19 protein-coding genes and 1 tRNA gene are annotated in these 26,945 nt (G+C 34.2%); 11 read left to right on the top strand and 9 right to left on the bottom strand.

The window, feature by feature from the left end; all coding sequences use genetic code 11:
* Positions 1–33: 33 nt before the first annotated feature.
* The 7 genes from HMPREF9013_RS05145 (at position 34) to HMPREF9013_RS05175 (ending at position 6,691) form a co-directional block, all read left to right on the top strand.
* A complete protein-coding gene (locus HMPREF9013_RS05145) occupies positions 34–627 on the top strand; it encodes a hypothetical protein (protein WP_006627322.1) in 594 nt (197 codons plus the stop codon).
* Positions 628–647: 20 nt separating this feature from the next.
* Complete coding sequence (locus tag HMPREF9013_RS05150) at positions 648–1,064, top strand: hypothetical protein (RefSeq protein ID WP_006627323.1); 417 nt, start codon at positions 648–650, stop codon at positions 1,062–1,064.
* A 98-nt stretch (positions 1,065–1,162) separates the two neighbouring features.
* Positions 1,163–2,143 (top strand): Abi family protein, encoded by a 981-nt coding sequence (locus HMPREF9013_RS05155; RefSeq protein ID WP_006627324.1) that lies wholly within the window; start codon positions 1,163–1,165, stop codon positions 2,141–2,143.
* 115 nt (positions 2,144–2,258) lie between these two features.
* The gene (locus HMPREF9013_RS05160) at positions 2,259–3,422 is read left to right on the top strand and encodes a tyrosine-type recombinase/integrase (protein WP_006627325.1); all 1,164 of its coding nucleotides are present in this window, start codon (positions 2,259–2,261) and stop codon (positions 3,420–3,422) included.
* A gap of 510 nt (positions 3,423–3,932) precedes the next feature.
* Complete coding sequence (locus HMPREF9013_RS05165) at positions 3,933–5,045, top strand: GTP-binding protein (RefSeq protein WP_006627326.1); 1,113 nt, start codon at positions 3,933–3,935, stop codon at positions 5,043–5,045.
* A complete protein-coding gene (locus tag HMPREF9013_RS05170) occupies positions 5,045–5,983 on the top strand; it encodes a TIGR03943 family putative permease subunit (protein WP_006627327.1) in 939 nt (312 codons plus the stop codon). The genes HMPREF9013_RS05165 and HMPREF9013_RS05170 overlap by 1 nt, the downstream gene beginning before the upstream one ends.
* Before the next feature lie 45 nt (positions 5,984–6,028).
* Complete coding sequence (locus tag HMPREF9013_RS05175; protein WP_006627328.1) at positions 6,029–6,691, top strand: YoaK family protein; 663 nt, start codon at positions 6,029–6,031, stop codon at positions 6,689–6,691.
* Positions 6,692–6,695: 4 nt separating this feature from the next.
* Here the strand turns inward: HMPREF9013_RS05175 and HMPREF9013_RS05180 are convergent, their stop codons facing one another.
* A complete protein-coding gene (locus HMPREF9013_RS05180) occupies positions 6,696–7,994 on the bottom strand; it encodes a carboxylesterase/lipase family protein (RefSeq protein ID WP_006627329.1) in 1,299 nt (432 codons plus the stop codon).
* 239 nt (positions 7,995–8,233) lie between these two features.
* Between HMPREF9013_RS05180 and HMPREF9013_RS05185 the strand changes: the two genes are divergently transcribed.
* Together HMPREF9013_RS05185 and HMPREF9013_RS05190 are read left to right on the top strand one after the other, a co-directional pair.
* Positions 8,234–8,307: transfer RNA gene (locus tag HMPREF9013_RS05185), tRNA-Arg, on the top strand.
* Positions 8,308–8,440: 133 nt separating this feature from the next.
* A complete protein-coding gene (locus HMPREF9013_RS05190) occupies positions 8,441–9,250 on the top strand; it encodes a class I SAM-dependent methyltransferase (protein ID WP_006627330.1) in 810 nt (269 codons plus the stop codon).
* A gap of 218 nt (positions 9,251–9,468) precedes the next feature.
* On the opposite strand, the gene HMPREF9013_RS07585 is transcribed toward HMPREF9013_RS05190, so the two are convergent.
* Together HMPREF9013_RS07585 and HMPREF9013_RS05200 are read right to left on the bottom strand one after the other, a co-directional pair.
* Entirely contained in the window at positions 9,469–15,360 is a 5,892-nt protein-coding gene (locus tag HMPREF9013_RS07585) for a Cna B-type domain-containing protein (protein ID WP_006627331.1), read from the bottom strand.
* Positions 15,361–15,739: 379 nt separating this feature from the next.
* Complete coding sequence (locus HMPREF9013_RS05200) at positions 15,740–16,576, bottom strand: hypothetical protein (RefSeq protein WP_006627332.1); 837 nt, start codon at positions 16,574–16,576, stop codon at positions 15,740–15,742.
* A gap of 439 nt (positions 16,577–17,015) precedes the next feature.
* Between HMPREF9013_RS05200 and rhuM the strand changes: the two genes are divergently transcribed.
* A complete protein-coding gene (rhuM, locus tag HMPREF9013_RS05205) occupies positions 17,016–17,384 on the top strand; it encodes a RhuM family protein (RefSeq protein WP_006627333.1) in 369 nt (122 codons plus the stop codon).
* A 383-nt stretch (positions 17,385–17,767) separates the two neighbouring features.
* Here rhuM and HMPREF9013_RS05210 read toward each other — a convergent pair whose 3' ends face one another.
* Positions 17,768–19,348, bottom strand: a complete 1,581-nt coding sequence (locus tag HMPREF9013_RS05210; RefSeq protein ID WP_198002136.1) for a retron Ec67 family RNA-directed DNA polymerase/endonuclease — start codon at positions 19,346–19,348, stop codon at positions 17,768–17,770.
* A 445-nt stretch (positions 19,349–19,793) separates the two neighbouring features.
* On the opposite strand from HMPREF9013_RS05210, the gene HMPREF9013_RS07390 reads away from it, so the two are divergent.
* Positions 19,794–20,234 carry a helix-turn-helix domain-containing protein gene (locus HMPREF9013_RS07390; RefSeq protein WP_232209570.1) on the top strand — a complete coding sequence of 147 codons (441 nt, stop codon included), beginning with the start codon at positions 19,794–19,796 and terminating at the stop codon, positions 20,232–20,234.
* A gap of 312 nt (positions 20,235–20,546) precedes the next feature.
* Here HMPREF9013_RS07390 and HMPREF9013_RS07495 read toward each other — a convergent pair whose 3' ends face one another.
* From HMPREF9013_RS07495 to HMPREF9013_RS07395, 5 genes are all read right to left on the bottom strand, one after another.
* Complete coding sequence (locus HMPREF9013_RS07495; RefSeq protein WP_006627336.1) at positions 20,547–20,684, bottom strand: imm68 putative immunity domain-containing protein; 138 nt, start codon at positions 20,682–20,684, stop codon at positions 20,547–20,549.
* A gap of 193 nt (positions 20,685–20,877) precedes the next feature.
* Positions 20,878–21,738, bottom strand: coding sequence for a DNA damage-inducible protein D (dinD, locus tag HMPREF9013_RS05225; RefSeq protein ID WP_006627337.1), 861 nt, complete (start codon positions 21,736–21,738; stop codon positions 20,878–20,880).
* A gap of 45 nt (positions 21,739–21,783) precedes the next feature.
* Positions 21,784–22,461: a GIY-YIG nuclease family protein gene (locus HMPREF9013_RS05230; protein WP_006627338.1), complete on the bottom strand. Its 678-nt coding sequence runs from the start codon at positions 22,459–22,461 to the stop codon at positions 21,784–21,786.
* A gap of 44 nt (positions 22,462–22,505) precedes the next feature.
* Positions 22,506–25,631, bottom strand: coding sequence for a type I restriction endonuclease subunit R (locus HMPREF9013_RS05235; protein ID WP_006627339.1), 3,126 nt, complete (start codon positions 25,629–25,631; stop codon positions 22,506–22,508).
* The coding region (locus HMPREF9013_RS07395; RefSeq protein ID WP_232209571.1) for an FRG domain-containing protein at positions 25,631–26,945 on the bottom strand (1,315 nt) is incomplete at its 5' end. The genes HMPREF9013_RS05235 and HMPREF9013_RS07395, both read right to left, overlap by 1 nt.

The following is a 26,945-nucleotide window of genomic DNA, read 5'->3' on the forward strand; positions in this document are numbered from 1 at the left end:
TTTTTAAAAAGAATGAATCTAAGAGGTTACGACATGGATACTTTAATTGGTATTGAGTCAATTCCAGTTCCCGCCAAAGACTATAACACCGGAAATGATTTGAAAGATGCTATTTGGTACGTTTTACAAAGAAAAGCTACTGAACACAAAAGAAATGGTAATTTAGATTTAGCAATTGCGTGTTTAAGAAAATCTAACGAATTGTCAGATTACGAAAATGAGCCTCTTCTTTCAGAAAAAGAATATTTACGATTACCAAAATACATAGCCTTGAGTGGAAAAAAGGAATTAGCCAAGTTAGAAAAAGACAAGATTTACGTTAGACACCCTGAGTTCAGGGATCACAGGTTAATTAACTTAAGGTACATTTCAAAACAAATCACCAACTCAATAAAATACAAAAACGATTTAGTAAAAGTAGCCACCTACGGTGACTGTCCAAAATGTAAAAGACTAAAGGGGAAAATTTACTCTTTATCTGGGAAATCAAAAAAATTCCCTCTTATTCCTCCTGAAATATTTATTGATGGTGGACATAATGAAAACTGTAATATCTCAATATATTCATATTACCCCGGACTGGAAAATGACGATGAAGGTGATCCGAGAGATAACAGCGTGCGTTAGAGAAGAAGGAGATAAAGAAAATGAAAAAAAATAAATTTTTATTTGAAGATGATGGCAAAGTAATACGAATTTTAAGCCAGCAACGAATACTAATAAATATTGGTGATGAATCATTAACAATTGGGGATAAAGTTTTAATATTCTCTCATGGCGACAAGATTAAAGATCTTGATGGGAAGGATTTAGGGAATTACGAAATTAACAAGGATATATTGACGGTGATTGAAACCGCCAAAACATACAGCACTTGCGCCAAAATAGTCAAAAAAGTAACTACTCCGCTTTCCGAGATGCTAAATACTACAGTGAATACTTGGAATACTTCTAAAGAGATAACAGTAGAAAATCCACTAAATGTTGAAGAATCAGATATAAATCCATTAGAAATTCAAAGTGATTCTAAAATCCGAGTTGGAGACTACGTAAGAATAATTTGATTTGACGTGATGTAAATGACCTATTATAATGAAGGAGATCTGAAAAGCCGTGGTAGACATGGCTACTGCTCCTTCTTAGAAAGGAGCTTTTAATTTTCATGGATGATTTTGATAAACCATATAAAGACTATCCTGAAATGATTGAGATTTTGAAAAACCGAAATGTTATTATTCAAAATGAAGACCAAGCAAAAATGTTTTTGTCAGAACTATCTTATTATGGTCTAATAAATGCTTGTAAAAGATATTTTCCAACTGATAACGAAATTTTTTTAAATCAAGTATATTTTGAAGAATTTATATATTCGTATATGCTGGAAAATCAATTCAATACAATTCTACTAAGATACATTTTATTTGTAGAAAGATCTTTTAAATCGAATATATCTCATTTAGTATCCAAAAAATATGGTATATATCTAGATTTGAACGATATACACTTTCAAAATAAAGATAGTTACTTGTGTAATGCAAATTACTCTAGTTCTGCTCAAAATGTAATCTCTTCATTAAAGAGTGTTTTAGAGGAATTAAATAAATATAAAGAAAAAAATTTAAGCATAAAACACTATCTTAAAAATCATAATCATTTGCCCTTGTGGATAGTAATGAACTGCCTTAATTTAGGAACGGTTGCTAATTATTACCAAATATTAAAGAAACAAGATAAGCAGGAAATTGCTGACATTATGGTACATACCAATCGATTTTCATGTGAAGAAAAAAAGAAGTTCTTACTTAATGGCGTGCGATTGATTACTAAATATCGTAATTCTATTGCACATGGTCAAGAAATATATGCCAACAAAATTAGCCGAAAGTTGCCAAAGGATTTAGTATTAAAAATTACCAATCGAAAAATAACAAAGGCAGACTATTTAAATGGCATTGGCAGTAATGATAAACTTTCTGTATTATTGGTTTTATGTACAATTTTGGTAAGCCCTTTTAAAAAAATGCTAATCAACGATATCCACTCATTAGAAATGTCATTTAATGAAACGGTTATCAACAATAAAAATGCTTTTAAAATTTTCAATCTTCCAGATGATTATATCGAAATACTTAATAATATATAAAAACCCGACTGCACCAACAGCCGGATAAGCAGTAAACCCACAACCAAGTGCTTTTACTATACTCAATTTTAGCGTATGTAGAAAGCACATTCAACTAATGAAAGGATGTGTACTTATGAAAGAAAAATGGATTATCCCTATCTGTTCTAAAACCAAAGGTGAAGGCTTTAAAGTGTTAGCCAAATATCGTAACAAAGAAGCTGGAAAGCTCGTGTCTGTATCCGGAGGACGATTCTACATATCAGATTATGAAGGTGATAAAAAGCTGGCCAAGATGGCAGCAATTAAATCCAGAAACAAAATTCAAGAAGATATTGATATTGGAAGATACGCTTCTAAGTCATTAACAGTGGATGAATGTTATAAAAAATCTTTAATGGACTTACAATTATCCGTTAAAACCATTCGTAGACACGACTCAATTTATCGGCACCTTATTTCAGATGAAGTAAAGTTAAAAAATATCATCAAAGTAACAACTTCTGATGTTCAAAATTCTATTAATGATTTTTCGAAAGACAGAAGCCAAAACAACATTAATAATGCAATGAGTATCTGGAGACAGATATATAAAGCGGCATTGATAGCGGAAATACCTGTGGTGAACCGAGCGGAGATGGTTATGGTGCCTAAATCAAGAAAGGTTGTAATACCTAAAGATAATAAATTAAACATTGAAGATTTCGAAAAATTCCTAAATGAGTTACTAATTTATAATTGCAGACAAAAGAGAGGTTTGTATAAAGCAACATGCTTATGGTATGCGTGTCAGATCATGTATTATACCGGCCTAAGGCCACAGGAAGTTTACGCATTATCAAGAAGTGATATCGATCTAGACAAAAGGCAATTACATGTCAATAAGTCTATTGGGTCCACTACCGAATCAACTCGACAAGTCATTCCCGTTAAAACCAAATATTCAAATTCGATTGTTCCTATCCCCCCTGGACTTGTAAAGGTTCTTGAGAACCTTTTAGAGTGGTCTAAAGGAAAGGATTTAATTTTCATAGACTTAGATGGTCTACCATATGAAATTGACGATGTATCAAACTTAATCTGTCATGTTTCAAGGCTTTGTAAAAAGAAATATGGGTTTTCCTTTAACCAATATAGATTACGTCATTTATTTTCAAAAGACTTATTCGATGCTGGAATCAATCCAAAAGTCATACAATCTCTAATGCGCCATGCAACAGAAAATATGAGTCTATACTATGCCTATACAACAGAGGAAGATAAAGCTGAGGCAATAAAAAATAGAGATTTGCCAAAATAATATTTGGAGAACATTTAGAGAACAATAACGGCTATCAATTAAAAAACAAGAACTATCAACAAATAGGTGTAAATTCAATAAGTGCCGATAAATACTATATTTTTTTACCAACAAAAGCTAAATTGAAGTTAACTGGTATTTAGCAATAACCGATATTTTATGTAGTTCGGTGCATTTCCATGTTATCTAAAAGTTCGCTCAAACAGTGAACTTTTTTATGTATATATCGACCAATCCCTTTTTATAGAAAAACTTCATGGTCATCTACCAAGTGATTGTTCAACTATTTTTGACATTCTTACTTTTTGCATGAACATATTATTTATAAATCATCATAACCTTTTTTGACTGATATTTATTTCCCTATCATCAGGTGTTATTGATCGCTTATTTATCTATATTCTGCTTTGGCAATAAGGATTTCTATACTCTTTTATATGACATAGGGAAAATCATTTTTGGATAACTTCTCTTTTTTTGTTCTATAATCTAGTTAGAAAAGAGGTAAGCATGACAAAAGTAGATTTGATTTCCGGATTTTTAGGAGCTGGAAAAACAACATTAATTCAAAAATTATTACCCGAGGTATACAAAAATCAAAAAGTCGTTTTAATCGAAAATGAGTTTGGCGAAATTGGAATTGACGGTTCTTTCTTAAAAGAAACCGGTATCATTGTCAATGAAATCAATAGTGGTTGTATTTGTTGCACATTACAAGGTGATTTTCGTTTGGCTTTGATGAAAGTAGTTGAGGATTATCATCCGGATATCATCTTGATTGAACCATCCGGTGTGGGAAAACTATCGGATATTCTCCACTTAGTCGCTTCCGTAGAAGGCCTAGAAATTCATAGCCAAAGTACCGTGGTCGATGCCAACCGAGCTTTAATATATCATAAGAATTTTGGTGAATTTTTTGATGACCAAATTCAAAATGCGACTTGTATCATCCTATCCCGCACTCAAGAAATCAATCAGGAAAAATTAGAAAATGATTTAGCTATGATTCATGAACTCAATGACCATGTTCGCGTAGTAACAACTCCTTGGTCGGATATTACCGGGGAAACTTTATATGAGGCTATGGTCGGTTCCGCCTCTTTCATTGATATGACCATTCATGAATTAGAAAAACACCATCATCATGATGAAGAAGATCATTGCGACCATCACCATGATCACGAAGGATGTCATTGTAAACACCATCATGAACAAGACCATGAATGCCATCACCACCACGAAAAACATGAAGAAAGAGAAGAAAACATCACTAAAGCCAATCAGGGATTAAGCAAAGGAAATCATATACACATCGGAACTGAAGAAAAACACCATCATCACCATGATGGCTTAGATGCTGATGACATTTTTGATGCTATTGGCATTGAAACCGTTCAACGCTATTCTCATTGTGAATTAGAAGAAGCTTTAGCTCAATTACCAGAGACCATTTTAAGAGCCAAAGGTATCGTACAAGATCATGAAGGAAACTGGTTCTTCTTTGACTATGTCCCTGGCAAAACCGATATTCGTCAAGGAAAACCGGCTTACACTGGTTTAATAACAGTTATCGGCACTAATGTCGATGTTGAAAAAATGAAAGAGATTTTTAGGATTCACTGATGGCTATCCCCGTTTATCTATTTTCCGGTTTTCTAGATTCTGGAAAAACCACTCTCATTAAAGATACATTTCAAGATGCCAACTTTATGAAGGGATCTTCTCATACTTTACTGATCCGTTTTGAACAAGGAGAAGTGGAGTATGAGCCGGATTTCTTGAAAAAACATGGCATTGATTTGGTGACATTAGAAAAACATACCGAAATGACACCAGCGTTAGCCACTTCTTTTCAACAAGATTACATGCCTAACCAAGTATTCATTGAATGTAATGGGACACAATCTTTAGAACCCTTGATTGCTCATCTTCCTAATGAATGGTTGATTGTTCAATTGTTAACGACCGTGGATACTCAGACCTTTGATTTATATATTAATGCCATGCGCCCTCTCTTATTTGAACAACTTCGTTTCTCTGATGTTGTGATATGCAACCGATGCCAAGAAAACACAAAAGCTTCTATATTAAGAGGCAATATCAAAGCTATTAATCCAAGAGCAACTATTTATTATGAAGCAAAATTCGGTGAACCGGCCACTTTAAAAGAGGGAATTCTTCCTTTTAATAAAAATGCCGCACTATTGGATATCAAAGATGATGATTATGGTTTGTGGTATATGGATGCTATGGAACATCCCGAGGATTATGAAGGAAAATCTATCATCCTTCGTGGTAAATTCGCTCAAGAATTGCCCGGTTACCATCAATCCTTTATTTTCGGTCGACAAGCCATGGTGTGTTGTGAAAACGATACTAATTTATGTGGCCTGACGGTTACCGGTGTTCGCATTGACGAAATGAATTTAGGGGATTGGATTGAAGTGGAAGGGAAATTAACTTGTCTGGATTTAGATCAAGGAAGAAAAACACTTATTTTAAAAGCTGAACGAGTTCAATTTTATCATCCACCAAAAGATGAATTTGTGTATTTTAGCTAATCCAATTTGGGTTAGCTTTTTAATTTGTGCTAGAATTGAACCCGTATGAAACCAAAATCAATCGTTGAAACTTTTATGACCTCTGCTTTGCTGGCTTTTAGTGGAGGGTTGCAAGATGCTTATACTTATAACTCAAGAGCTCATGTGTTTTCCAATGCCCAAACAGGAAATATCGTCTTGCTGGCACAAAATTTTATGGAGGGAAATATTCAAAAAGCCCTCACCTATCTTTTACCCATCAGCGCCTTTTTATTAGGAGTTTTGATAGCGGAACAGCTACAAGGAAAATACCATCCTGCCAAGCGTTGGCATTGGTATGAAATGGTTCTTTTGATCATGATAGGAACTTTATTTTCAGTAGGGTTTATGCCAGAATCTTGGAATAATATAGCCACCATGTTCGTTTCTTTTTCTTGTGCTATCCAAGTACAAGCCTTTCAAAAAATCCATGGTAACCAATATGCCAGTACCATGTGTATTGGTAATATCAAGAGTGGTACAGCAGCTTTTTCTACTTATTTGCGAACCAGAAATCCTGAAAAGTTAACCGTTGCTTTCCATTATCTTGGCATTATTCTTATATTTGCTTTAGGAGCCGGTTTCGGTGGCATCTTATCCATTCACTATGGATATCGGGTTATTTGGCTTTCTTGTCTTATCTTGACCATTCTACTTTTTCGTATTCATCCACATAAAAAGGATCTTTAAGATCCTAAACAATGACACGTATAAACGGAACCTCTTGTCGATAGGCTTTCCAACCATTTTCTGGATTGCCTTTTTTAATGAAATTCATCCATTGATCCAATACAGCATCCCGCAAACGATAATCCCTTCGATCAAATGTTCTCCAAGATTTCTCTAATGTTCCAAAGGTAAACCATAAATCACTCGAATGGAAGGCTCCCAATTCATCTCCCGGCAATTTCTTTTTAAAGATATACATGTACACAGGAGCTTGATTTTGTCTGCTTTCAACCAGATTGAGAATTCCTTGGTATAAGAAAGAAGATTTGGCTCCCTTTCCTTCTTCTACTCCCAAATCATGATCTGTCATACCAATTAAAATAGGTACATTCATCACTTCTTGTTTCCGAAATAATTCATCCAAGTCTTTTTCGATCACCAAATGATCCAAGGTAGGCAAAAAAACAAGTTCACCTGTCTTGTCCGCTTCTTCATACAATTTGCCATAAAGTGATAAAAATTTTTGTGTAGGGATTTTGCGCAATTCTTTCAAACTACGAACTTTCAAAAGTTCCATCACCCTCTTGCCTATCTTATACGCTTTTTTCTTGGATTGTAAACGCTTCAATCCATCGTCTATACCGGCACCTGATTGTAAAATGGCTGACGAGATCATGCCTCTGGTTAAAGGAGAAGCCAACAAAATCTGACATGAAATAGCCCCTGCACTTTGCCCCATCAATGTGATCCGATCCGGGTCTCCCCCGAAAGCATCGATATTTCTTCTCACCCAACGAAGAGCATAAATCATATCTAATAAACCTAGATTAGAAACCGAATGTAATGGATCTTCCCTTGTCAATTCCGGGCTGGCCATAAAACCAAAAATACCCACTCGATAATTAATCGTTACTAAAATCACATCTCTTGTGACGTAGTTCTTTCCATCCATTGGTAATTCAAAGCCATACCCGTGATCAAAATCGCCACCATGAATCCATAAAGCGACTGGATACTTTTTATTTTGGTAATTTGATGGTGCCCAAATATTTAGATACAAACAATCTTCTGATTGTTTTGGCTGTTCTCCAGCATAAAATTCTTTTCCATAAATCGGTAAATCTTTTAAATTTGCTTGTGGGCAGATTGATCCAAACTCTAAAGCATTACGAACTCCAATCCAATGAGACATCGCTTGAGGTGATTTAAAACGGTTATCGTTAATTGGCGGTTTAGCATAAGGAACTCCTCTAAAAATCATTTGACGGCCTTTTTGTTCACCACGCAAAATACCTTGTTCTACTTTTATATCAATCGTTTGCATGACATCACCTCCTTGCGTTTTATTATATCAAAAACCGTCAAGAAAAGAGCCTGCTGACACAAGCTCTTTTCTCTATTTTATGTTTTGGGAGGGAAAAGAAATCATTCCATTTCTTTTTGTCTTCTTGTTAAGACACTTATAATATACGAAATAAATGTGAAAAAACCATGGTCATATTGTGAAAAAATCGTGAAATATTACCTAATTTTTCTTTTTCCTAATGGTATAATTACAACGATGTCCTCGTAGCTCAGCTGGATAGAGCAATCGCCTCCTAAGCGATAGGTCGTGAGTTCAAATCTCATCGAGGACGCTAATTCTATTGTTTCTCTATTGGAAACGGCTTTTATCTTAACCTTTTTCTTTTTTTAAATTTTTTACAAACGTAAATTCTTTCTTCCTCTTTAACTCATGATATGATGAAATTGTAAGAAAGGATCATTTTTATGCCTACTGCTCAAAAATTAATTGGTGTCATGGATACGCTTTATATTCCTCTATACGCTCGTATTTATGTTTCTAAGCACTTTCCATCTTTTTTCTATGATACGAAAGCACTGTCGCTGGAATCATCCATTCCAAATTCTATGATTCAAAAACAATCTAATGAATACGTTTGTATGGCCAGTGCTTGCCGTCAATATGTCTTGGATCATAAAATACGCCATTTCTTATCCTCTTTTCCAAACGGGAATGTTGTTTTCTTGGGAGCCGGGCTAGAAACTGCTTACTCTAGATTATCAAACACCACCGCTTCTTTCTACCAAGTGGATTTACCGGAAGTCATCCAAATTCGCCAAGATCTGTTGGGATGTGGTATCAATGAACACTTAATCGCAGAAGATATGTTCACTCTCCAATGGACGCAATCAATACAACGAGAACAACCCACTTTATTAGTTTTATCCGGTGTGCTTCAGTATTTCCAAGAAGACAAAATCGTTTCTTTCATACGTCAATTAAAAATTTCCTTTCCAAAGGGAGAACTGATTTTTGATGCCACTAATCATCAAGGATTAGTCTATGCCAATCGCTATGTCAAAAAAACAGGAAACACCGATGCTCTGATGTATTTTAGTTTAGATGATCCTCAAAGTTTTTGTAAAAAATGTTCTGTTCACCTAGTCAATGTATCAGGATTCTATACGGAGGCTTTGAAACTGGGAAATCAATTGAAACTATCTACACGACTATTGATGTATTTTGCTGATCGATGGAAAAGGACTCTCGTTGTTCACATTCAATTGAATAATTAAAAAATAATCGAAAAACAGTTGGTAACCATAATGGTTTACCATATATGACACCTGCACAAAACGACTTGGATATATCCTTATAAAAAAGACAATCCCTTAGAGAAAACCTCCTTGGAATTGTCTTTTATTTCATCTATTCATCACTCATGGCTTGAATCATCTAATATACGCATTAAACCATTGAAGAAATAGATAGAAAGAAGTTTTTTGTTCTTTTTCTACTCTGCATACCTTCTACGTCTATACCCGATAAATACCAGTAATGTTCCCGATGTCACCATCAACCAAACGTATAGAGATATATGACTTCTATCTCCTGTATTTGGTACTCGCGGTTTCGATATAGGAGGTGTCGTCGGTGTTACTTTTGCATTCGTAATCGTAAAGCCATGTTTCATACTTCCTTCATAGGTGACTTTATACTTCTCTCCATTCATCACAATAGCGTTGTTGTTTTCTCCAACTTCTCTCACCGTATATTGATAGTAATTAATACTTCCAAGACCATTTGCTACTTCAAGATTTTTAAATGTCGCTGTCCAATGGTTACCGGCAGTTAATTCTGCCTTTTTGCCCGTACGGATACCATTCTTATAGAGTTCCACAACAACTCTATCCGTTGGTGGAACCATAGTATTTCCATTATGATCCTTCCAAACTTTAGTGGTCTTAACTTCTCTTATTGGAGGTTCCATCGGTGTCCATGTTTTTTTCTCTTGATTGGTAACTGTCAGACCATCTTTCATAGTACCGCCATAACGAACTCCATACCACTTACCGGCTAACTGTATAGCTGATCCGCTTTCCCCAACTTCTTTCACGGTGTACTTATGATTTTCACCACCCAAGGTTGCTGATACAGGCAGTTTTTCAAAAGTTCCTGTCCAATGATTCTCTTCTTTTAAAACAAGCTTTTGACCAGTTGGAACACCATCTTTCCATAGTTCCACCGTTATTTCATTCACCGGTGCTGCCGTTCCATTCAGCAATTCCCAAGTTTTGGTGACATGAAGATCTCTTGTAGGAATTTCCATCGGTGTCCAAATCAAAGACCAAATGGCATATAGTTCTACATCTTTATTCAGATTTCCTGTTTTAAAGGTATCTCCTTTGGTATACATGGTACCCTTACCATCTGCTTGTGTGTTCCATCCTTTAAAGAGGTATCCAGGTCTCTTCATCGTACCTGCATCTAAAACAGTGACTTTATCCGTATCGGCATCATTTCCATCAGCTTTAACAGATGGATAGTACTCATGATGATCTTTCGGTACTTGCCCTGTCACATCAGCATGATTCTTATTGTAAATGATCTTTCCATAAACAATCACATCATACTTCGCTTTTACCGTATCTTCCGGAATGGCCTGACTACTGTTTGCTAATGTATTGGTCGCGATCACTTCACCGGTCATTTTACCTGTCGTCTTACTCTTTACCTTACCACTAGCCTCAATATCAGCCACAGCATTATTCAGCTCCAAATACTTTAATACCGGTTTCTCCGTTGGATGATCACTTGTCACAACAGCTTTAGCAGCCGCTTCTCCTGTTTCTTCTCCGACATGCATCTTCACTGTTTCCGTTTTTATCTTAGGAAGTCGAATCAGTCCACAACCGATAGAATCCAATGGTTTGTCTCTTACCAATTGAGGTAATTTCGATGTTTCATAACTTATTCTGTCAAAATCAGAATTTTTAGATTTCAGTATATCTGAATCACTTGCTTTTAAGGTCAGTTTAGTATCACCATTTGGCATCGTGACTTTTATCCATTGACCTTCATCAAGCATATAACTCTTTAATTCATATTTTCCATTACCATCCGTCGTTGTACTATGAATCAAAGTATTGGCCGGAATGACCTTATTATGAATGGTTATATCTCGATTTGGTGAATATAATTCCAATTTGATACCACTTGCTTTCTTTTCACCATCATCAAGCTTTCCATTTTCATTTCTATCCCACCATACATCTGATGAAATAATAGAAAAATTTCCATAGATATACTTTGCAGGATTGATATAGCCATTTGCCTTATATCCTGTATAGTCAGTCGTTTCAAAAGTTCCACCTATATATGCGTTCAGTTCATTGGTTGTCGTTTTTCCATCAGTTTTAAGCGGTAACTTAATATTGACCTGACTACCCTTAGGTAATTCGCCCAAATCCAGTTTAACGTGTGTTACTTTTGACCAATCTGTTATGTTAGCTGCTGATAAGAATGTATTCCCACCATCTATGCTATAACTGAAGTCCTGTTTACCAGGACGACTATCTCCTGTTACAACCGCTTCACCTGTCAAATACATATCAAACTCAGTCTTCGGTGTTTGAACCGTTGCACTTTGATGAGTATAAGACACTGATTGATTCTTCTTAGGAATTTTAATAATGGCTTTATATTCCTTAAGCCCCTCTGAATCCGGAGTTTGTACAAAGAAATCGCCACGCAAATGTTCTCTTTCATCTGGATAGAATTTTTGTGTAGGAAACTTACTTCCAGCTGTACCATAAACAATATCTTCATATTTCCCAGGGAACATATTGGAACCTACCGCTGCATTTTTCAAGACTGTGACCTGTACTTTACTCAAATCAATTCCAAACAGTTTCTTTTCTTTAGTGGCTTTAAGTACCTTCGCCGCATTTTGAGAAAGCTGAAATAAATCTCCTTCAATTTTCGCATAGCTATAATATTCTTTTTTACTACCATCCAGCTTACTCTCCAGTTGGCTCATATCGTAATAAACCATTCCATATGGATAATGTTCATTTTCTCCCGGAGCTGTCACACTGGTATATCTAAAACTCTTGAGTGCAACGACTACCTGATCTTCCATGAACTTAAGAGCCTTATCATTATACCAATCATAGTATGAGTATTGCCCATAGGTAGTGATCTCACGGATTTTTTTATTAATAGCCTGTCTACCCGCATCCGTTAGTGACATCTTGATCCATACTTTACCATCAGCATCTGTCACCTGTTTGATTTCCACATTACCGGACGCATTATCATAACCTAAAAACTTACACTTATCGACATCGGCAGAAAATTGTTTATCTTTGATTTCCACATAAGCAGATTCAGGGATTCCATAAGGCATTTTTCCTGCTTCAGGCATATCGGAATTCATCGCATAGGCATAAGCTTTTGTACGGAAGGTCACCTTTTGCATACTGGTTCCGGATTGTGAAATGGAATTGATGGTATCATTTCCCGCATGTTCAATCATGTTATTGGCTGTCTTATTTGTGACAATATAGGTTCTTGTCAAAAGGCCATAGCGTTGTGGTAATAGTTTGTAATTCCATGTTCGACCACCAAAAGGCTGTCCCTTATTTGAATCATGAATATGATTAGGATCACTACAATGATCGTTATAGTATTTACCTTCTAAATTTTGGACGAAGAAATTAGGAACATTGTACCAAGTTCCTTTCTCCTTTTCGATCGTGAGCGGTTTTCCCTTAAAGTCGGTATTTCTAAGTTCATATTCAATCTTGGAAAATAAGATGGCTTTCCCGGTTTCTTTATCCGCAAATGGTTCAATATTGTATGTTCCCTCATAAGTCAACCTAAGTTTTGACAAATGTTCCACATTTCTATCAATACCAAGATCAATTTTTGTGCCATCGGTAATATTGCCAATGTGATATACCTTTTCCGAGCTTTCAGCTCCGGTTGCATTATTAGCTGTTTTATAGATGATTTTCCAGCCGCTTAAAGCTTTCATAGCTGTAAATTTTCCGGTCATAAGTCCCGTTTTTTCAGCTTTCGTATCCAATCCTTTCAGATTTAAAGTTCCTATTTCTAGATCAATCTTCGGATTTTTGGAGATAGGAGAAAATTCTTTCCTCGTTCCATAATCAAAGAATAGTCTCCAACTATCATAAAAAGTACCGTTTTCTGCTTGATTTGGATATAGAATATTTTCTTTTAATCTCTCTTCTGTACTTTCCGCCTGTACCGGTGTGCATTTTTTCGGTTTTACGGTTACCCAAAAGAAATCATCTTTCGCTTTACCGCTCAGATTATTTGCCGGATTTTTCACTGCCTCGGCAGACTCATCATCGAAATTATCATTCCCATCCGCATTTACATCAGTTGATTTTGCAGAATACTTCACCTGCAAGTGTCCTGAAGCAGTAGGTGTCACATAATAATCAAACTTACTTTGGGCATGTGAACGTCGATGAGTGGTAGCATTATAGTTTCCGGCATAATAGGTACTAGCATTAAATGTATCATTATTTAAATGTTCCCAATATACCTCAACTTTAGTGACTCTTCCTTTGGAAGTATCAAATTTCACAGTAGGAAAATGATGACCTCCATCCGCCAAATGAACAAAAGAATTCACTTCTACCGTATGTTGATGACCATCTTCCGTTGTATAAACCACCTTGGCTACTTTATAGGCTGAGCGATCCCATATTTGTGCTGTACCCTTCCAGGCAGTTGGCTGGATTTCTTTTGGAAATTCATACGTTTCAACCGTTGCTCCTGTTTTATTCTTTGGAAAATATTCATTCCATTCTCCATTAGAGTCCTTTAAAATATAGTAATCATTGCTTAAACAAGCATAGCCTACTTCTGTGTAATGGGCATCGGGCGATACGGCATTAGCTGTATAGAAATTTCCGGAACTATTCTTATAGAGTTGATAACCAGGTCCTGAAAAAGAATGAATATCGTATCCGTCTACCATTTGCCCTTTCAAGGTTTTAATCTTGACGCCTTGATCATGATCACTGACAACTACTTCTTTTTTGCCATCTTTTCCATTTGGAGTTTCAAAAACAACTTCTGGTGTCGTTGCTTTATATAAAGTATCAGATCCGATATCTTCCACTCCATCTGCGACCTGCCATATAGGTGAAAATCCGTGTGAAAAAGTTTTATTCCATTTATAATCACTTCCATTATTATAAATAGGCTTTTTAGGAGTCAGGATATAATAGTTACCCTTACCATCACCATCATTTTTCATCTCACTGATGGTAAAATACGGAGAAAGATCATCATCATATAGTCCATCTCTGGTTCTTAATTTTTGTAAAACAAAATTTCCATCGGCACTGTTCGTTTTTGGAACAAAAAGCTTAATATGCTTCAGTTTCATTAAAGGAGTATCTCCATCATGTATGGTTCCTTGCTTATAGTAATAATAATCCTTATTGCCTGTAAATGGTCCACTCATAGGATTAGTATCATGAAAATCGACCATGGCCAAATTTGTTATCTTACCCATTTTGCTGGCATTTAAGTGACGATTTCCGATTACATTTGTTTTGGTATCCTGATAATTAACTGGAGACAGACGCCACTTATAGTTAGACGGATTCCCTACACTGTTAATCGGCTCGTTTTTATCTCCTTCGCAGACTGTCACATTCAGTTTTGTTTCAAGTTTTCCTTCATTCAACCACTTTTCACATTCTTCATTTGTCAAACTGCGTCTATTGAAAGAAATATTAAAAACCAGACTTGAACCACTGCCTAAAGATCCAAGGAAGTTATCGTTGATGTCATATATAATTTTCACAACTTTATCGTAATTTTTTTGTGAAACGGCATCTAATGGAATCACTTTACCATTCGCATCCAGCATGGTGATTTTTTTAAACTGTACTCCTTCACTTCCCGGATTAGATAGTTTGAATCCATAGGATGGTATGTCCACCACAATTTTCTGGTCACCGAATTCATTGCTGCCATCCGCTTTTACACGAAAGAAAGGGGTGTAATTGATGGTAAAAAGTGTATTTGTCATGGTTGCCAAGTTATAGGTGTTCAGTGATGCTCCGGTTCCGTTTGAAGTATCCTTAATCTTATGGCTGTCATCGTAGACCACGATCTTACCATTTCCCATCGGCATTCCTGTACTGGAAGATGGCGATCTCTTTGACAACTGTTTGAGTGAAGGCGACGCTTTTGGTTTTTCCGTAGCTGAAACGGGTTTCGCCTCCGATTCTTTGTTTGTTACTTTAGCCCGTTCTTCATTTGCCAGAACAATGCTATTTGGAAAAACAGCTCCTAAAAACATCATAAAAGCCAAGAAAAAAGCTGTTACTTTTTGAAATACTATTCTTTTCCCCATTAAATTTTCCTCTCCCTCTTTGAACGTTTAAATTTGATATTTCTATTTTAGAAATGTTAGACCTTCATTTATAAGAAAATCTCATACGCAGAGTATACCATATATATATATATATATATATATCATTAAATATACCATTAAATTTTGTATTATATTTTAAAAAATATTTTATAAAATTTTAAATAGCTTATGGATTGGTTCAGTGTTCCCCATATAATCTAAAGACTTTCATCTTACCATCAGGCTTTTTTATCATGTGTGAATCAAATTCGATCATGTCTTAATGAAACAAAAGGGAAAGTGTTCTCACTCTTCTTTCCCCATTATCCCATCATTGTTGCTGTGTTATTTGATCCACCCTTTGAACCTCTGGACTTTCCTACTTTCCTTTGGAAGAGGATGAAATGTTCTTTTTTATGGAAACCTTGTTTCGAGTGACAATAGCCGAAGAAGTCTTACTTTCTCCCTTTGAAGAAATAGCTTTCTTTACAGTCTCCAATCTTTCTTTATAAAGTGCTTGTTTCTTAGCCGGTAATTTCTTAATCAACGCTATGGCTGTATCCACATTGGCTTGTGTTTGATTCTTTTCTGCATTTTTCATGCCTTTTTCCGCATCTGCTTCTAATAAAGCTTCATAGATGACTTTAATTTTATCCGCTACCTCTTTTTTATATTTCTGATTCAATTCAGAAAGCTTCTTCCAAGCATTCCAGGCCGCATTCACATTGTTTCTGGTCTTTTCTTTTTCTAATATTTCAATCGCTTTCTTTGCTTTTTCTAAAGCTTCTTTTTCTTCTTTCTTCTGTCCGATCTTAGTTTCTAAATGATAGCTCTCTTTATCTTTCGTTAAAGACACTTCAAAAGAAGATCCATTTTCTAAAGTTTTATCCTTAACTTCCTTATCATTGACTTGAACAGAGGTCACTTTCCCATCTTTATCCACTGACAAAGTGACTTTATATTCCGGATCCTTAATTTGATCTTGTGTGTCTTTTGTTTGCTTGGTGATTAGTCGATAGTGAGAAATAACCTCTTTTCCACTAACTTCTTCCTGCACCACTTTAGTTTCAGTATCCGTGTACTTTCCATTGATAGAAATATCCCCGACTTGATTTCCTTTGATTTCATAGGAGATCGTGGTCTTTTTATCTCCACAAGCACTTAACAGACTAACCATCATCAGTAAGCTGATTCCTAACACATTTATCTTCTTCATATTGACCTCTTCTTTATTATATTTCTTTATGTTATGTTTTTCTTCTGATCATCTATAAATACCTACCAGCTGATACAACTTCATCATATTCTTTTTTTTCGAGGAGCGAAACGCCCACCAAGGTTTTTAATTTCTATTTCTTATCAATTACAATCTCTATTTAATTCATCAATTTTACTCAAAATAAGAAATCATATAAGAAAAAACAATCGGAAAATCGTTTATATCAGATATTCACAACCTACTACAATCGAATCTATGGAAGAATCAGACATGGTACATTGTATAAGGATTCAACTTTACTTGATGATATTAAAGTACTTCATCAAGAATTTGCATCTAAATATGATGCTACAAAAGATGAACAATCTAAAAAGCAATTATCAATTCGTTTATATTAAAAGCTGATAAATTATTAAAATAGGAGGTATTAATTTTTATGAATAATGATGTTATTTTTTATAAAAATGGTAAATTGGATCTTCCTATAAAAGTTACACCAGATAAAGAAACTGTTTGGTTAAATAAAAATCAGTTCGCCACTTTGTTTGATCATGATATAAAAACTATAGGAAAACACATTAATGATGCACTTAAAAAAGAAGAATTAGATACTTCAGTTGTCGCAAATTTTGCGACAACTGCTTTTGATGGTAAAACCTATAAAGTAGATTACTACAACCTCGATATGATTATATCCGTTAGCTATCAAGTTAAATATCAAATAGGTATTGCTTTTAGAAAATGGGCTACAGCTATCTTAAAGGAATATATGGTTCAAGGGTATGCAGTTAATGAGAAAAGATAGAAAGCATAGCAAAAAAGCCAGCAAAATTTACACTCTGTTGGCTTAATTATTTTCTCTTAAAAGTGGCTTACCACTTTTTTTCTTATGAAAAAGCACTTCAAAAATACTTCAGCTAACCACTCGAAACCCGAGAATAATCAATAATGTCAATGGTTTTAGGTAGTGTTTTAACTACTCAAACTCAATAATTACCATAGCATATTTGTTTTTTATATATTATCAGTATCTATTAAGTTTCTACAACCAGAAATTTTTACATCTAATTTTTATAGTTTTCGATATTTTTAATATCAAAACAGTATCAGAAGTAATACTAAAGAGAGTGACTGTATTTTTCTCTAAATCATAGATAATTTTCAATTTTTTCTACTCTTGTAATAGGTTTAACATAAGTTATTTATCGAATCTAAAATCTCTAAAAAATTACTAAAATCAATTCTATTGTAGTGTTCTTTAATATACATCGAAAATATATGTTTTCCAAAATATTTTTCAGAATCATCTTCCGCACTTCTACAGAAATTTTTTCCATGAATAGTTACACTTAAAACTTCATCTCGATATAAATCTTCAACTTCACACTCTTCTAAACCTTTCATAAGTGGAATTGTTTGCAAGAACAAGTTAGCTCTCAACTGCTTAGAAATTTGCCCATCATCCAGTTTAATATCTAAATATTTTAAAAAATTCTTTAATGGTCTGTCGCTTTTTTGCTCGTTATCAAATAATAGAATCACAGGATTGGCTTTGTCTAAAGACTCGTTTTGGTTCTTGTTATTTATATATTCAAATATATTAGCACAATTATTCTTCCCAGTATAAAAATTCCAAATATTTTTCATTGTATCAGCGCCATCACTCGAAACACCTAAGAAATAATCTAATCTTCTTGTTTTATTTAGAAAGTATACCTTAAACTCATATTTTCCATCAGAAGTCTTAGTAATAAGTTTTGGATATCTATCATAATATTTCATTAAAGCAGACTTTATATGCAAAACATCTGTTTTTCCTTCTGTTACAATCGTTGGTTTAGCCGGTCTAAAAAAATACTTGTAAAATAAAAAATACTGATATTGCTTTTCTCTGACATTTAAACCAGAAAAAAACTTCCTATTTGCTTTTTTCTTTGTTATTCTACATCCTAATTTATTGTTTGAAAAATCTAATTGATTCATAAAGGACAACCGTCCTTCCAATTGATTTATAGTTCCGTCTTTCCCATTTATTTGAAAACTATTTGTTTTATATAGTTGATTAGCCATAGCCCTAGTGTTATTTATAAAAGTTCGACTAGCATTTATCTTATCATTCACAGTTAATCCAGTTACTTCCTGTCTTGAGGAGTAGTATTCCAATCTAGTTTTATTTTGATTGATCTCAAATCCACTCTTTTCAAGAAGTTCTTTCAACTCTTGTATAAAAGCAAGATAATCCTTTTTAAATGCCTTGTTATTAGTTGAAAAACTCATATCGTCAGCATACCTTGTGTAATCCAACTTATAATTTTTTGCCAATTTTAAAATACGCAAATCTACAATATTAAAAATGAAATTTGAAATTATAGGAGAAGTTGGTGCTCCTTGAGGTAATTTTCCTTTATAACATGTCAATTGTGCAATTATTGTAGAAACTTCTTTCGAAAAATTAAATTCTTTACTTTTATGAAAATAACCTCGAACTCTGCCAAAATGGAAAGATGGGAAAAAATCCGCAATATCTATGTTTAGTAGATATTTCTTATGCTTATGTACCGAAGCATTTGTTATTATACTTTTACCTTTTTCAAACCCATGAGAAATAATAGATTTTATATTGTTATCTTCTAAATAATCTAAATGAATCTCAAATAACTTATTATTTAATTTTCTTTGAATCCATTTTAAATTATCTTTTGGAGCGTGTATTATTCTAAAATCTCCATTTTTTTTAGGAATCTCAAAAGTCTTATATAAATTTTTTATTTTTCTTTATATAATACATAAGTCAACTTTTTTAGCTCAATGCCCATCAATTTAGCTACTTCTTCTCTCGCTTTTCTATAATCACTCATATCAATTTAAAAGACGTATGGTTACTCATTAGGTTATTAGCATACTGAACTTACAGTATACATTTCAAAGGTTTATTGAAAGACCTATCTATCTCACATTGAAATCAACACTTGTGAAACACAAGTAAAAAATCTAACCATACGCCCTTTCATTTTATCCCTTTTTTGATTTTTTCCAACCTGTTTTATAATGAAAACTTATCCAGCTAATTTATGTCTCAAGTAAAAAGTTAAATTTCACTTCAATGGTGTGAAAATTGAATTTAGTCATTCATTAGATTCCGGTTGAACTTACTCTTGCATTTCAGGTTCAATATATGTGCTGATCCTTCGTGTTTCAAAAGGAGGAAAACATCATGTCAACGAAGAATCTGCATATGTCTTTTTCAGATCGCCAGATCATTGAAACCAGCATCTATAATGGTTACAGCAAAAAAGCCATCGCTGCCACTCTGGGAAAAGATAAACCTACTATAGGAAAAGAAATCAAATTACATCGTTTCCTTGTATACAAGTGCCATCTGCCTCTAGAGTGTTCCAACTACAGATATTGTAAACATGAGCGTAATTGTACTTTGGATTGTATAGATTATGTTCCTTTCAAATATACACGCAGGGATAAATCACTTGGAGCTTGTAATGGATGTGGAAACTATCGTTCTTGTCGTTATGACAAATACCGTTACTCTGCCATCGATGCGCAGAACAACTATAAGGTGACTCTTACGTCTTCCCGTGTAGGCATCAATGCAACAGTCAATGATATACAACGGCTTGGTGAGCTCTTTTTATTATAGGAAAACGAAGTTTCCTATAATAAAAATCTCTTGCTACATCTTTTTCATCAATTCTCTTAAATTTTAATATTTCAGAACTAAGTTCTTTCAATTTTATATAATATTCAGTATCAATTCCATAAAACAAGCTTTTTATAATATCCATACTATTATCCCTCTACTAATTTATCATTCAAATTATCTCATATACAAATCTTTTTTCTTAAATAAATAGAGATTCTATAGATGTCATAAGCAATGAAAATCAACATCAATTCCTATAGAATTAGTGAATCCTAGAAGACTAATAGTTATTTTAAAGTTTTTTCCTTGTTAATGAAGTCCTAATTTTTTTGGTATTTCGGAAAAAGCTATTTCATTACTACCTTGATCTTTTGAAAAAGCAACAAGATTAAGACTATCATCAGTATCTCCAATGTAGTTTTTCCAATATTTGTTTTCAATATACATTCTAACTTTCTCCATAAATTAGAATTTATCACTTACATTCCCACAAAAGTCTCCCACTAAAATGATAAAAAACTTCAAGAAACAATTTACCTAAATTCAATAACTCCTTTTTGAACCTGTTTTTTCAACTTTTTAGTATCAAAACAGTATCAGTGGTGATACTACAACATTAGTGTTCTTCTGATAGCAAGCATCATTCATCCAACATCAATTTACCTTTTTTGGCTTTATCCTTTAGACGCTTCATTTGTTCTTTTTCTATCTGCTGTATACTTTTCTCCGGAACAGGCAAATCTTCCGGCATAGTACCACCTATTTTTTCAATAGCACTTCTCACTTCTTTTCCTACTGAATAATGAACTTTTGTGGCTGCTTCTACACCTTCAACTTTATCTTTCCTCAGTTTTTCTTCCGTTTGCGATATTCTGAATAAATTAGCAATCAATTCGGTACTTCCCATATAATCCAAAATTTTTTGTCTTGCAGTTAAGCCTTTTCTGTCATGTATATCTTCTACATCTAACCCACCATACAATCCCATATATCCTGCATTCTGAAATATAGCAAATTCTTCGTTTGTGATAACTCCTGCATCATGTGCTGTTTCTACCAAAAGTTGATTCCATTGTTTAATATCTCCACGAACAACAAGCCTTCTTCTATCTTCATCAAGCTGATTAAAATGATCTGCTATTTCTTGGCGATATGTTTGTATAGCAAAATAGGTTTGTCCAAGTGCAATAACCTCTTTTCTCGGATCTCCGTTTTGCACAATCAAATAGCAAGCATATCTCGTAAGCTCATAATCTTTTATAGACTTACTTGTAGCACCTGCTTCCACGATTTTGCTGACCTCAGCAAAATCGTATGTTACCTCGTGTCCACTGCTCTCACAGGCAATCATTGCTCTATCAATGACCTTCTGAAAGTTTCTCCACTGAGAATAATCAAGTACAGCAGCAAGTTCTCTTGCACTCCAATACTCACTTCCATCTTTTCTGATGTACTTAATATCTTCAAATTGCCTATATTCTTTTGCTTTTAAATTTGGCATAAACTTTCCTTTTGTTATATTTTATAATAGTTAACTTGTGTATAACTACTCTTCGTTATCTCTATATTTTTCAATAGAATTCCCTTTTAAGTCTTTCCATTCTATCCATCCATTATTAGATTTACCAATAACTATCCACCCGGCACTTGATGGATTCATGCATACAATATCTTCTTGTAATATATTATCTTTTATCTTCGCATTTCTTCTAATAGAAGGTACATAACCTTTGCCAGTATTACCACAAAAACTTCCTTTCAACACTGTAAAGACTCCATCTTTAACTATAGCTTTCCCTTTCACTTTTCCAAAACCTTTTATGTTACGATTTAATACATACTCTCCATCCGGAACAAATCCACCCTCAGTTTTAAGTTTTATTTCTTCTGTAGATTCTTTGAATACTTCTTTTTTACTTTTATCTTTAGGATAAATTTGTTTGCCATCTAAAGAAGATAATAAGGATTTTGCCACCTCTATATCTAATGCAAATAGTTCAGTACCGACAATTCTACTTTTACTAAAGATGTCATGAATTAGTTTTTCTTTCTCATCATATCCATCTACTTCTATAGCAAACTCCCTTTTTAAACCTGTGATATTGGCATATCCATTGCTTTCTAAAAATCTCATTCTATTTTCAAATTGGTCATTTCCCGTCTTACCAATCTTGATAAGTCCAGAAACAACTGTAGTCATTAAATATATTATCCCTTTTGCCATAACTTATCCTCTCTCAACACACCAGTCTATGAAGCTTAAACTAATTAATCATATTTTCCTATATCTTCTGCAACCAACGGCAGAGTTTTCTCCGCATAATTTATATATGAATAAACATTTCTATCTTCCTCAAAGTTATAATTATCTGTCCAAAGCTCACACTGTGTCATAACAGTCTGAACGGCATCATCCATTCCTTCAGGCGGATATTTATGTTTTTTCAAGAGTTTTTTAATCATCATACGCATTTTAGCTCTTGCTGACTCACGCTTCTGCCAATCAATCGACTTATTCTTACGTAGAGTATCCGCTAATTCTTTTGTTATTGAAATCAGCTCTTCATTTTCATAAAAGTCCTTGATTGCCTGTGGTTTTGTTAAGGCGTCGTAAAAAGCAAGCTCATCAGCAGTTAGTCCTAATTTATCTCCCTCTTGATGTGCTGCTGCAATCTGTTTTGCCAACTTTAACATTTCTTCTATAACTTCCTCATTAGTAAGCATACCGTTAAGATAAGCGTTAAGAGAACGCTGCATAATCTCGCTGAACTTTTCAGATTTTACAATATTTGTTCTGCGATAAACAAAAACCTGTTCTGAAATCAATTTTTTCAATAGCTCAACTGCAAGATTCTTCTCTTTCATATTTGCAACTTCTTGAAGGGATTTGGGGTTAAACAGAGAAAACTCCTCTTTGATGTCTGAAAATAAATTTATTACGCCATCACTTTTAATACTCTGTTTCAAAAGTTCATTTATTCTTGCATTCATTTCCGGTAAAGAAATCTTTTTTCCAACGCCGGTATTGGTCAGTCTTAGAACAAGAACTCTAACAGCCTCAAAGAATGCTGCCTCAAATCTACTATCTTCATCAACTAAAGAAGAACAAAGGGAAAGAGCTTGATGAAGCATAAGGGCTTCCTTTACAAAAGAATCCTTATCATCAACTTTTTCTCTGCCAATAATGAAGTTGACAGCACCGCTGATAGTCTTTGCTCTCTCAAGATCTGTACCATTAATAAACTTTGTATAATCATATCCATAAAACTTATCACGGCAAACTGATAATTTCTCCAAAAACTTCGGGTATGCAACCTTTGCAACATCAGTATCACCATAATTCTTTTTATCACGAGCAGTATAGTCATTCATTGCCTGCTTCAATGCAGTGGCAATTCCAACATAGTCGACAACAAGCCCGCCTTCTTTATCGCGGAACACACGGTTTACACGAGCAATTGCTTGCATAAGATTGTGTCCGGACATAGGTTTATATACATACATAGTGGCAAGAGACGGAACGTCAAACCCTGTCAGCCACATATCCACAACAATCGCAATCTTCATAGCACTGTTGTTATCCTTGAATTTCTTTGCAAGCTCATTCTTATGGTGTTTATTACCGATAATCTGTCTCCATTCTTCCGGGTCACTGTTGCCAGAAGTCATAACAACACCTACTTTTTCAATCCAACCCGGACGAAGATCTAATATTCTTTTGTAAATCTTCATAGCAATAGGACGAGAATATGCAACAATCATCGCCTTACCTGTAAGCAGGTTTTCTCTGTTATTTTCATAGTGGTCAAGAATGTCACAGACAAGGGAATTTATAGTGTTATCATTCCCAAGCACTACTTCCATCTGACCAAGCTCTCTCTTGCTCTTTTCAATAACTTCCTCATCAGCATTAAAAGCCATCAAATCATACTCTGCATCAATTAATTTCAAGGTGGTTTCATCAAGGTTTAACGTAATGACACGACTTTCATAATAAACCGGACGTGTTGCACCATCTTCAACCGCTTGTGTCATATCGTAAATATCGATATAGTCGCCGAATACTTCACGAGTGCTACGGTCCTTTGAAGAAATAGGTGTTCCTGTAAATCCAATATATGTAGCGTTGGGTAATGTGTTTCTGATAACACGAGCTGTTCCGATTTTTACTTTACCAGTTTTTGGATCTACGATTTCTTTCAGTCCGTATTGTCCTCTGTGTGCTTCATCAGCCATAACTACAATATTGTGGCGTTCAGACAAAGGCTCATTAGACTCCTCGAATTTCTGCATAGTAGTAAAGATTATGCCGTTTGCCTGTCTGCCAGCAAGCAAAGTTCTTAGATTTTCTCTACTTTCTGCTTGTAACGGTTCTTGTCTTAGAAAGTCCTTACACTTGGCAAACTGACTATAAAGCTGGTCATCAAGGTCATTTCTGTCGGTAAGCACAACGATAGTAGGACTATCTAATGCTTCCTGCAATAAATGAGCATAGAACACCATCGAAAGTGATTTACCACTTCCTTGAGTATGCCAAAACACACCGCCTTTACCGTCAGTAATGGTAGCGTGCTTTGTAGATTCAATCGCTTTTCTTACTGCAAAATATTGGTGGTATCCAGCAAGAATTTTAAATGTGTTAATCCCCTCATTTGAAAAGCAAATAAAGTTCTTGATAATATCAAGTAGTCTTTCTTTTTGAAACATTCCCTCAAAGAAAGTGTCAAACTGAGCATACTGTGTATTTTCGTAGTTTCCACCCTTTGTTTTCCACTCCATAAAGCGGTCTTCTCCAGAGGTGATAGTCCCCGCTTTAGATGTCAACTGATCGCTCATAACACAAATAGCGTTATAAATAAACATAGATGGAATTTCTTGCATATAGTTACGGAGCTGCCTGTATGCTTCGGAGGCATCCGTTTCTTCACGAGAAGGAGATTTCAACTCAATCAATACAACAGGCAGACCGTTCAAAAATAGAATGACATCTGGGCGCTGGTTAATATTTTCGATAAATGTCCATTGATTAGCAACGATAAAGGAGTTATTTTCGAGATTTTTATAGTCAACAAGATAAACTATAGAGGAATGTTCCTCACCATCTACAAAAAATCTTACAGGAATACCATTTTGCAGATAGTCCATAAATATGGCGTTTTTCTGCACAAGCTCACTGTTTTCAAAATTTTTAAGTTTGAATAAGGCGTCTTGAATGGCATCATCTGGTAAACTTCTATTCAAACGGTATAGAGAATCAATCAGAACGTCTTCATATAATGGGCTATAAAAGTCTCTTTCAATATCTGGACCGTATGCATACTCGTATCCTAAATCGTTCTGAAATAATTCAATTATTGAGTTTTCATAATCTGCTTCTACGAAAAATTTCGACACTATCTTTCACTCCTCTCCGATAATTCAGTTGCTATCTTTATAATTTTATCACTGATGTACTCAGATTCATTCTTTGCATGTTCTTTATCGAATCCATTTTTCAGTAATACTTTTTGAACGCTCACCCTAAATCTACTTATTACAGACTCTTGTCTATTCCAATCAATTATTGAAACCCATTCTTCCACAAATTCCCATATTTTTTGCATATCGAAATGATATTTTTCGCTTAAATCTTTAATGACAGTATCTTTGAAACTCTCATTTTTTATTATATTGCCGCTTATTTCAATATCTGTTTTTATTATTTGTTGTTTTATATCATTAGGATCAAATTTTATAAATTCTGATGAAGCCTTTGTTTTAGCATTCTTTTTATTTTTTATATAACTCAATTGATGCTCTAATTCAGGAAATAAAGTTGCCTCATTTATATTATAAGTATCTAATTCCTCTAATATTGTCCTCTTGTTCTCCCCAGAAATATAGAAAAACTTTCTATCAAATTCATCTCGTAAATCTTTATATCCTTTTTCTATACTGGACTCACTAATAGACTCGGTATAAACAAAATTAAAACATCCTGCCAATAAAAACATTCCGCATTGTCTTGATAATCTTTCATTGTTGTATGGCGGGGTAACAATATAATTATTCTGAATAATATTTATAAATTCTTCGTAATGTTCTTTTGATTTCCATCTTTCTTCTAACTCTTTTGAAATAGCTTGCCGTTCTGTAAGTTTTCTCAAGATAGATTCAAGCGTATTATCATTTGATAAATCTATCTGAGATAAAGAGGATATAACTTTTATATTTATTTCATTTGTAGATACAGAGTATTTCTTATTAAAAAATATTACGCCGTTAGCTTCTTCTATCTTAGTATCCTCTTCATCTTCAATTCCTTTATAACATACTTCACCATATTCTTCACAAGCAAAGTATAAGGCTACTAACGGATTCGTAGTTAAATCCAACAATCTTGTGCACATTCCATAATGTTGGTATTTTGTCATGATTTCAAAATCATTATTTATAGAAATAAATTCATATGGTGCTTTTAATAGAGGCACTTGCATTAATGTATGTTCTACACTTAAAAAATCACCTCTAAAAATACTTGGAATAACATCCCAGAAATCAGTTTTTTGACCCCTAAAAAATAATTCCTCACTGCTCCCGTACAAATCATCTTTTAACGTGTTTACTTTATCAATAAAAGAACTTACAGAAGTTATCTCTATTCCATAATTTTCCATTTCATCTTTATTAAATATTATTTCTTCCATATTTACGACTCCTTCTGTAATA

This window comes from Bulleidia extructa W1219, assembly GCF_000177375.1.
GTDB lineage: Bacteria > Bacillota_I > Bacilli_A > Erysipelotrichales > Erysipelotrichaceae > Bulleidia > Bulleidia extructa.

Bases quoted from the DNA above. Each gene is read 5' to 3' on its own strand.
- HMPREF9013_RS05145 (WP_006627322.1), top strand. From the start codon at position 34: ATGGATACTTTAATTGGTATTGAGTCAATTCCAGTTCCCGCCAAAGAC.
- HMPREF9013_RS05150 (WP_006627323.1), top strand. From the start codon at position 648: ATGAAAAAAAATAAATTTTTATTTGAAGATGATGGCAAAGTAATACGA.
- HMPREF9013_RS05155 (WP_006627324.1), top strand. From the start codon at position 1,163: ATGGATGATTTTGATAAACCATATAAAGACTATCCTGAAATGATTGAG.
- HMPREF9013_RS05160 (WP_006627325.1), top strand. From the start codon at position 2,259: ATGAAAGAAAAATGGATTATCCCTATCTGTTCTAAAACCAAAGGTGAA.
- HMPREF9013_RS05165 (WP_006627326.1), top strand. From the start codon at position 3,933: ATGACAAAAGTAGATTTGATTTCCGGATTTTTAGGAGCTGGAAAAACA.
- HMPREF9013_RS05170 (WP_006627327.1), top strand. From the start codon at position 5,045: ATGGCTATCCCCGTTTATCTATTTTCCGGTTTTCTAGATTCTGGAAAA.
- HMPREF9013_RS05175 (WP_006627328.1), top strand. From the start codon at position 6,029: ATGAAACCAAAATCAATCGTTGAAACTTTTATGACCTCTGCTTTGCTG.
- HMPREF9013_RS05180 (WP_006627329.1), bottom strand. From the start codon at position 7,994: ATGCAAACGATTGATATAAAAGTAGAACAAGGTATTTTGCGTGGTGAA.
- HMPREF9013_RS05190 (WP_006627330.1), top strand. From the start codon at position 8,441: ATGCCTACTGCTCAAAAATTAATTGGTGTCATGGATACGCTTTATATT.
- HMPREF9013_RS07585 (WP_006627331.1), bottom strand. From the start codon at position 15,360: ATGGGGAAAAGAATAGTATTTCAAAAAGTAACAGCTTTTTTCTTGGCT.
- HMPREF9013_RS05200 (WP_006627332.1), bottom strand. From the start codon at position 16,576: ATGAAGAAGATAAATGTGTTAGGAATCAGCTTACTGATGATGGTTAGT.
- rhuM (WP_006627333.1), top strand. From the start codon at position 17,016: ATGAATAATGATGTTATTTTTTATAAAAATGGTAAATTGGATCTTCCT.
- HMPREF9013_RS07390 (WP_232209570.1), top strand. From the start codon at position 19,794: ATGTCAACGAAGAATCTGCATATGTCTTTTTCAGATCGCCAGATCATT.
- HMPREF9013_RS07495 (WP_006627336.1), bottom strand. From the start codon at position 20,684: ATGTATATTGAAAACAAATATTGGAAAAACTACATTGGAGATACTGAT.
- dinD (WP_006627337.1), bottom strand. From the start codon at position 21,738: ATGCCAAATTTAAAAGCAAAAGAATATAGGCAATTTGAAGATATTAAG.
- HMPREF9013_RS05230 (WP_006627338.1), bottom strand. From the start codon at position 22,461: ATGGCAAAAGGGATAATATATTTAATGACTACAGTTGTTTCTGGACTT.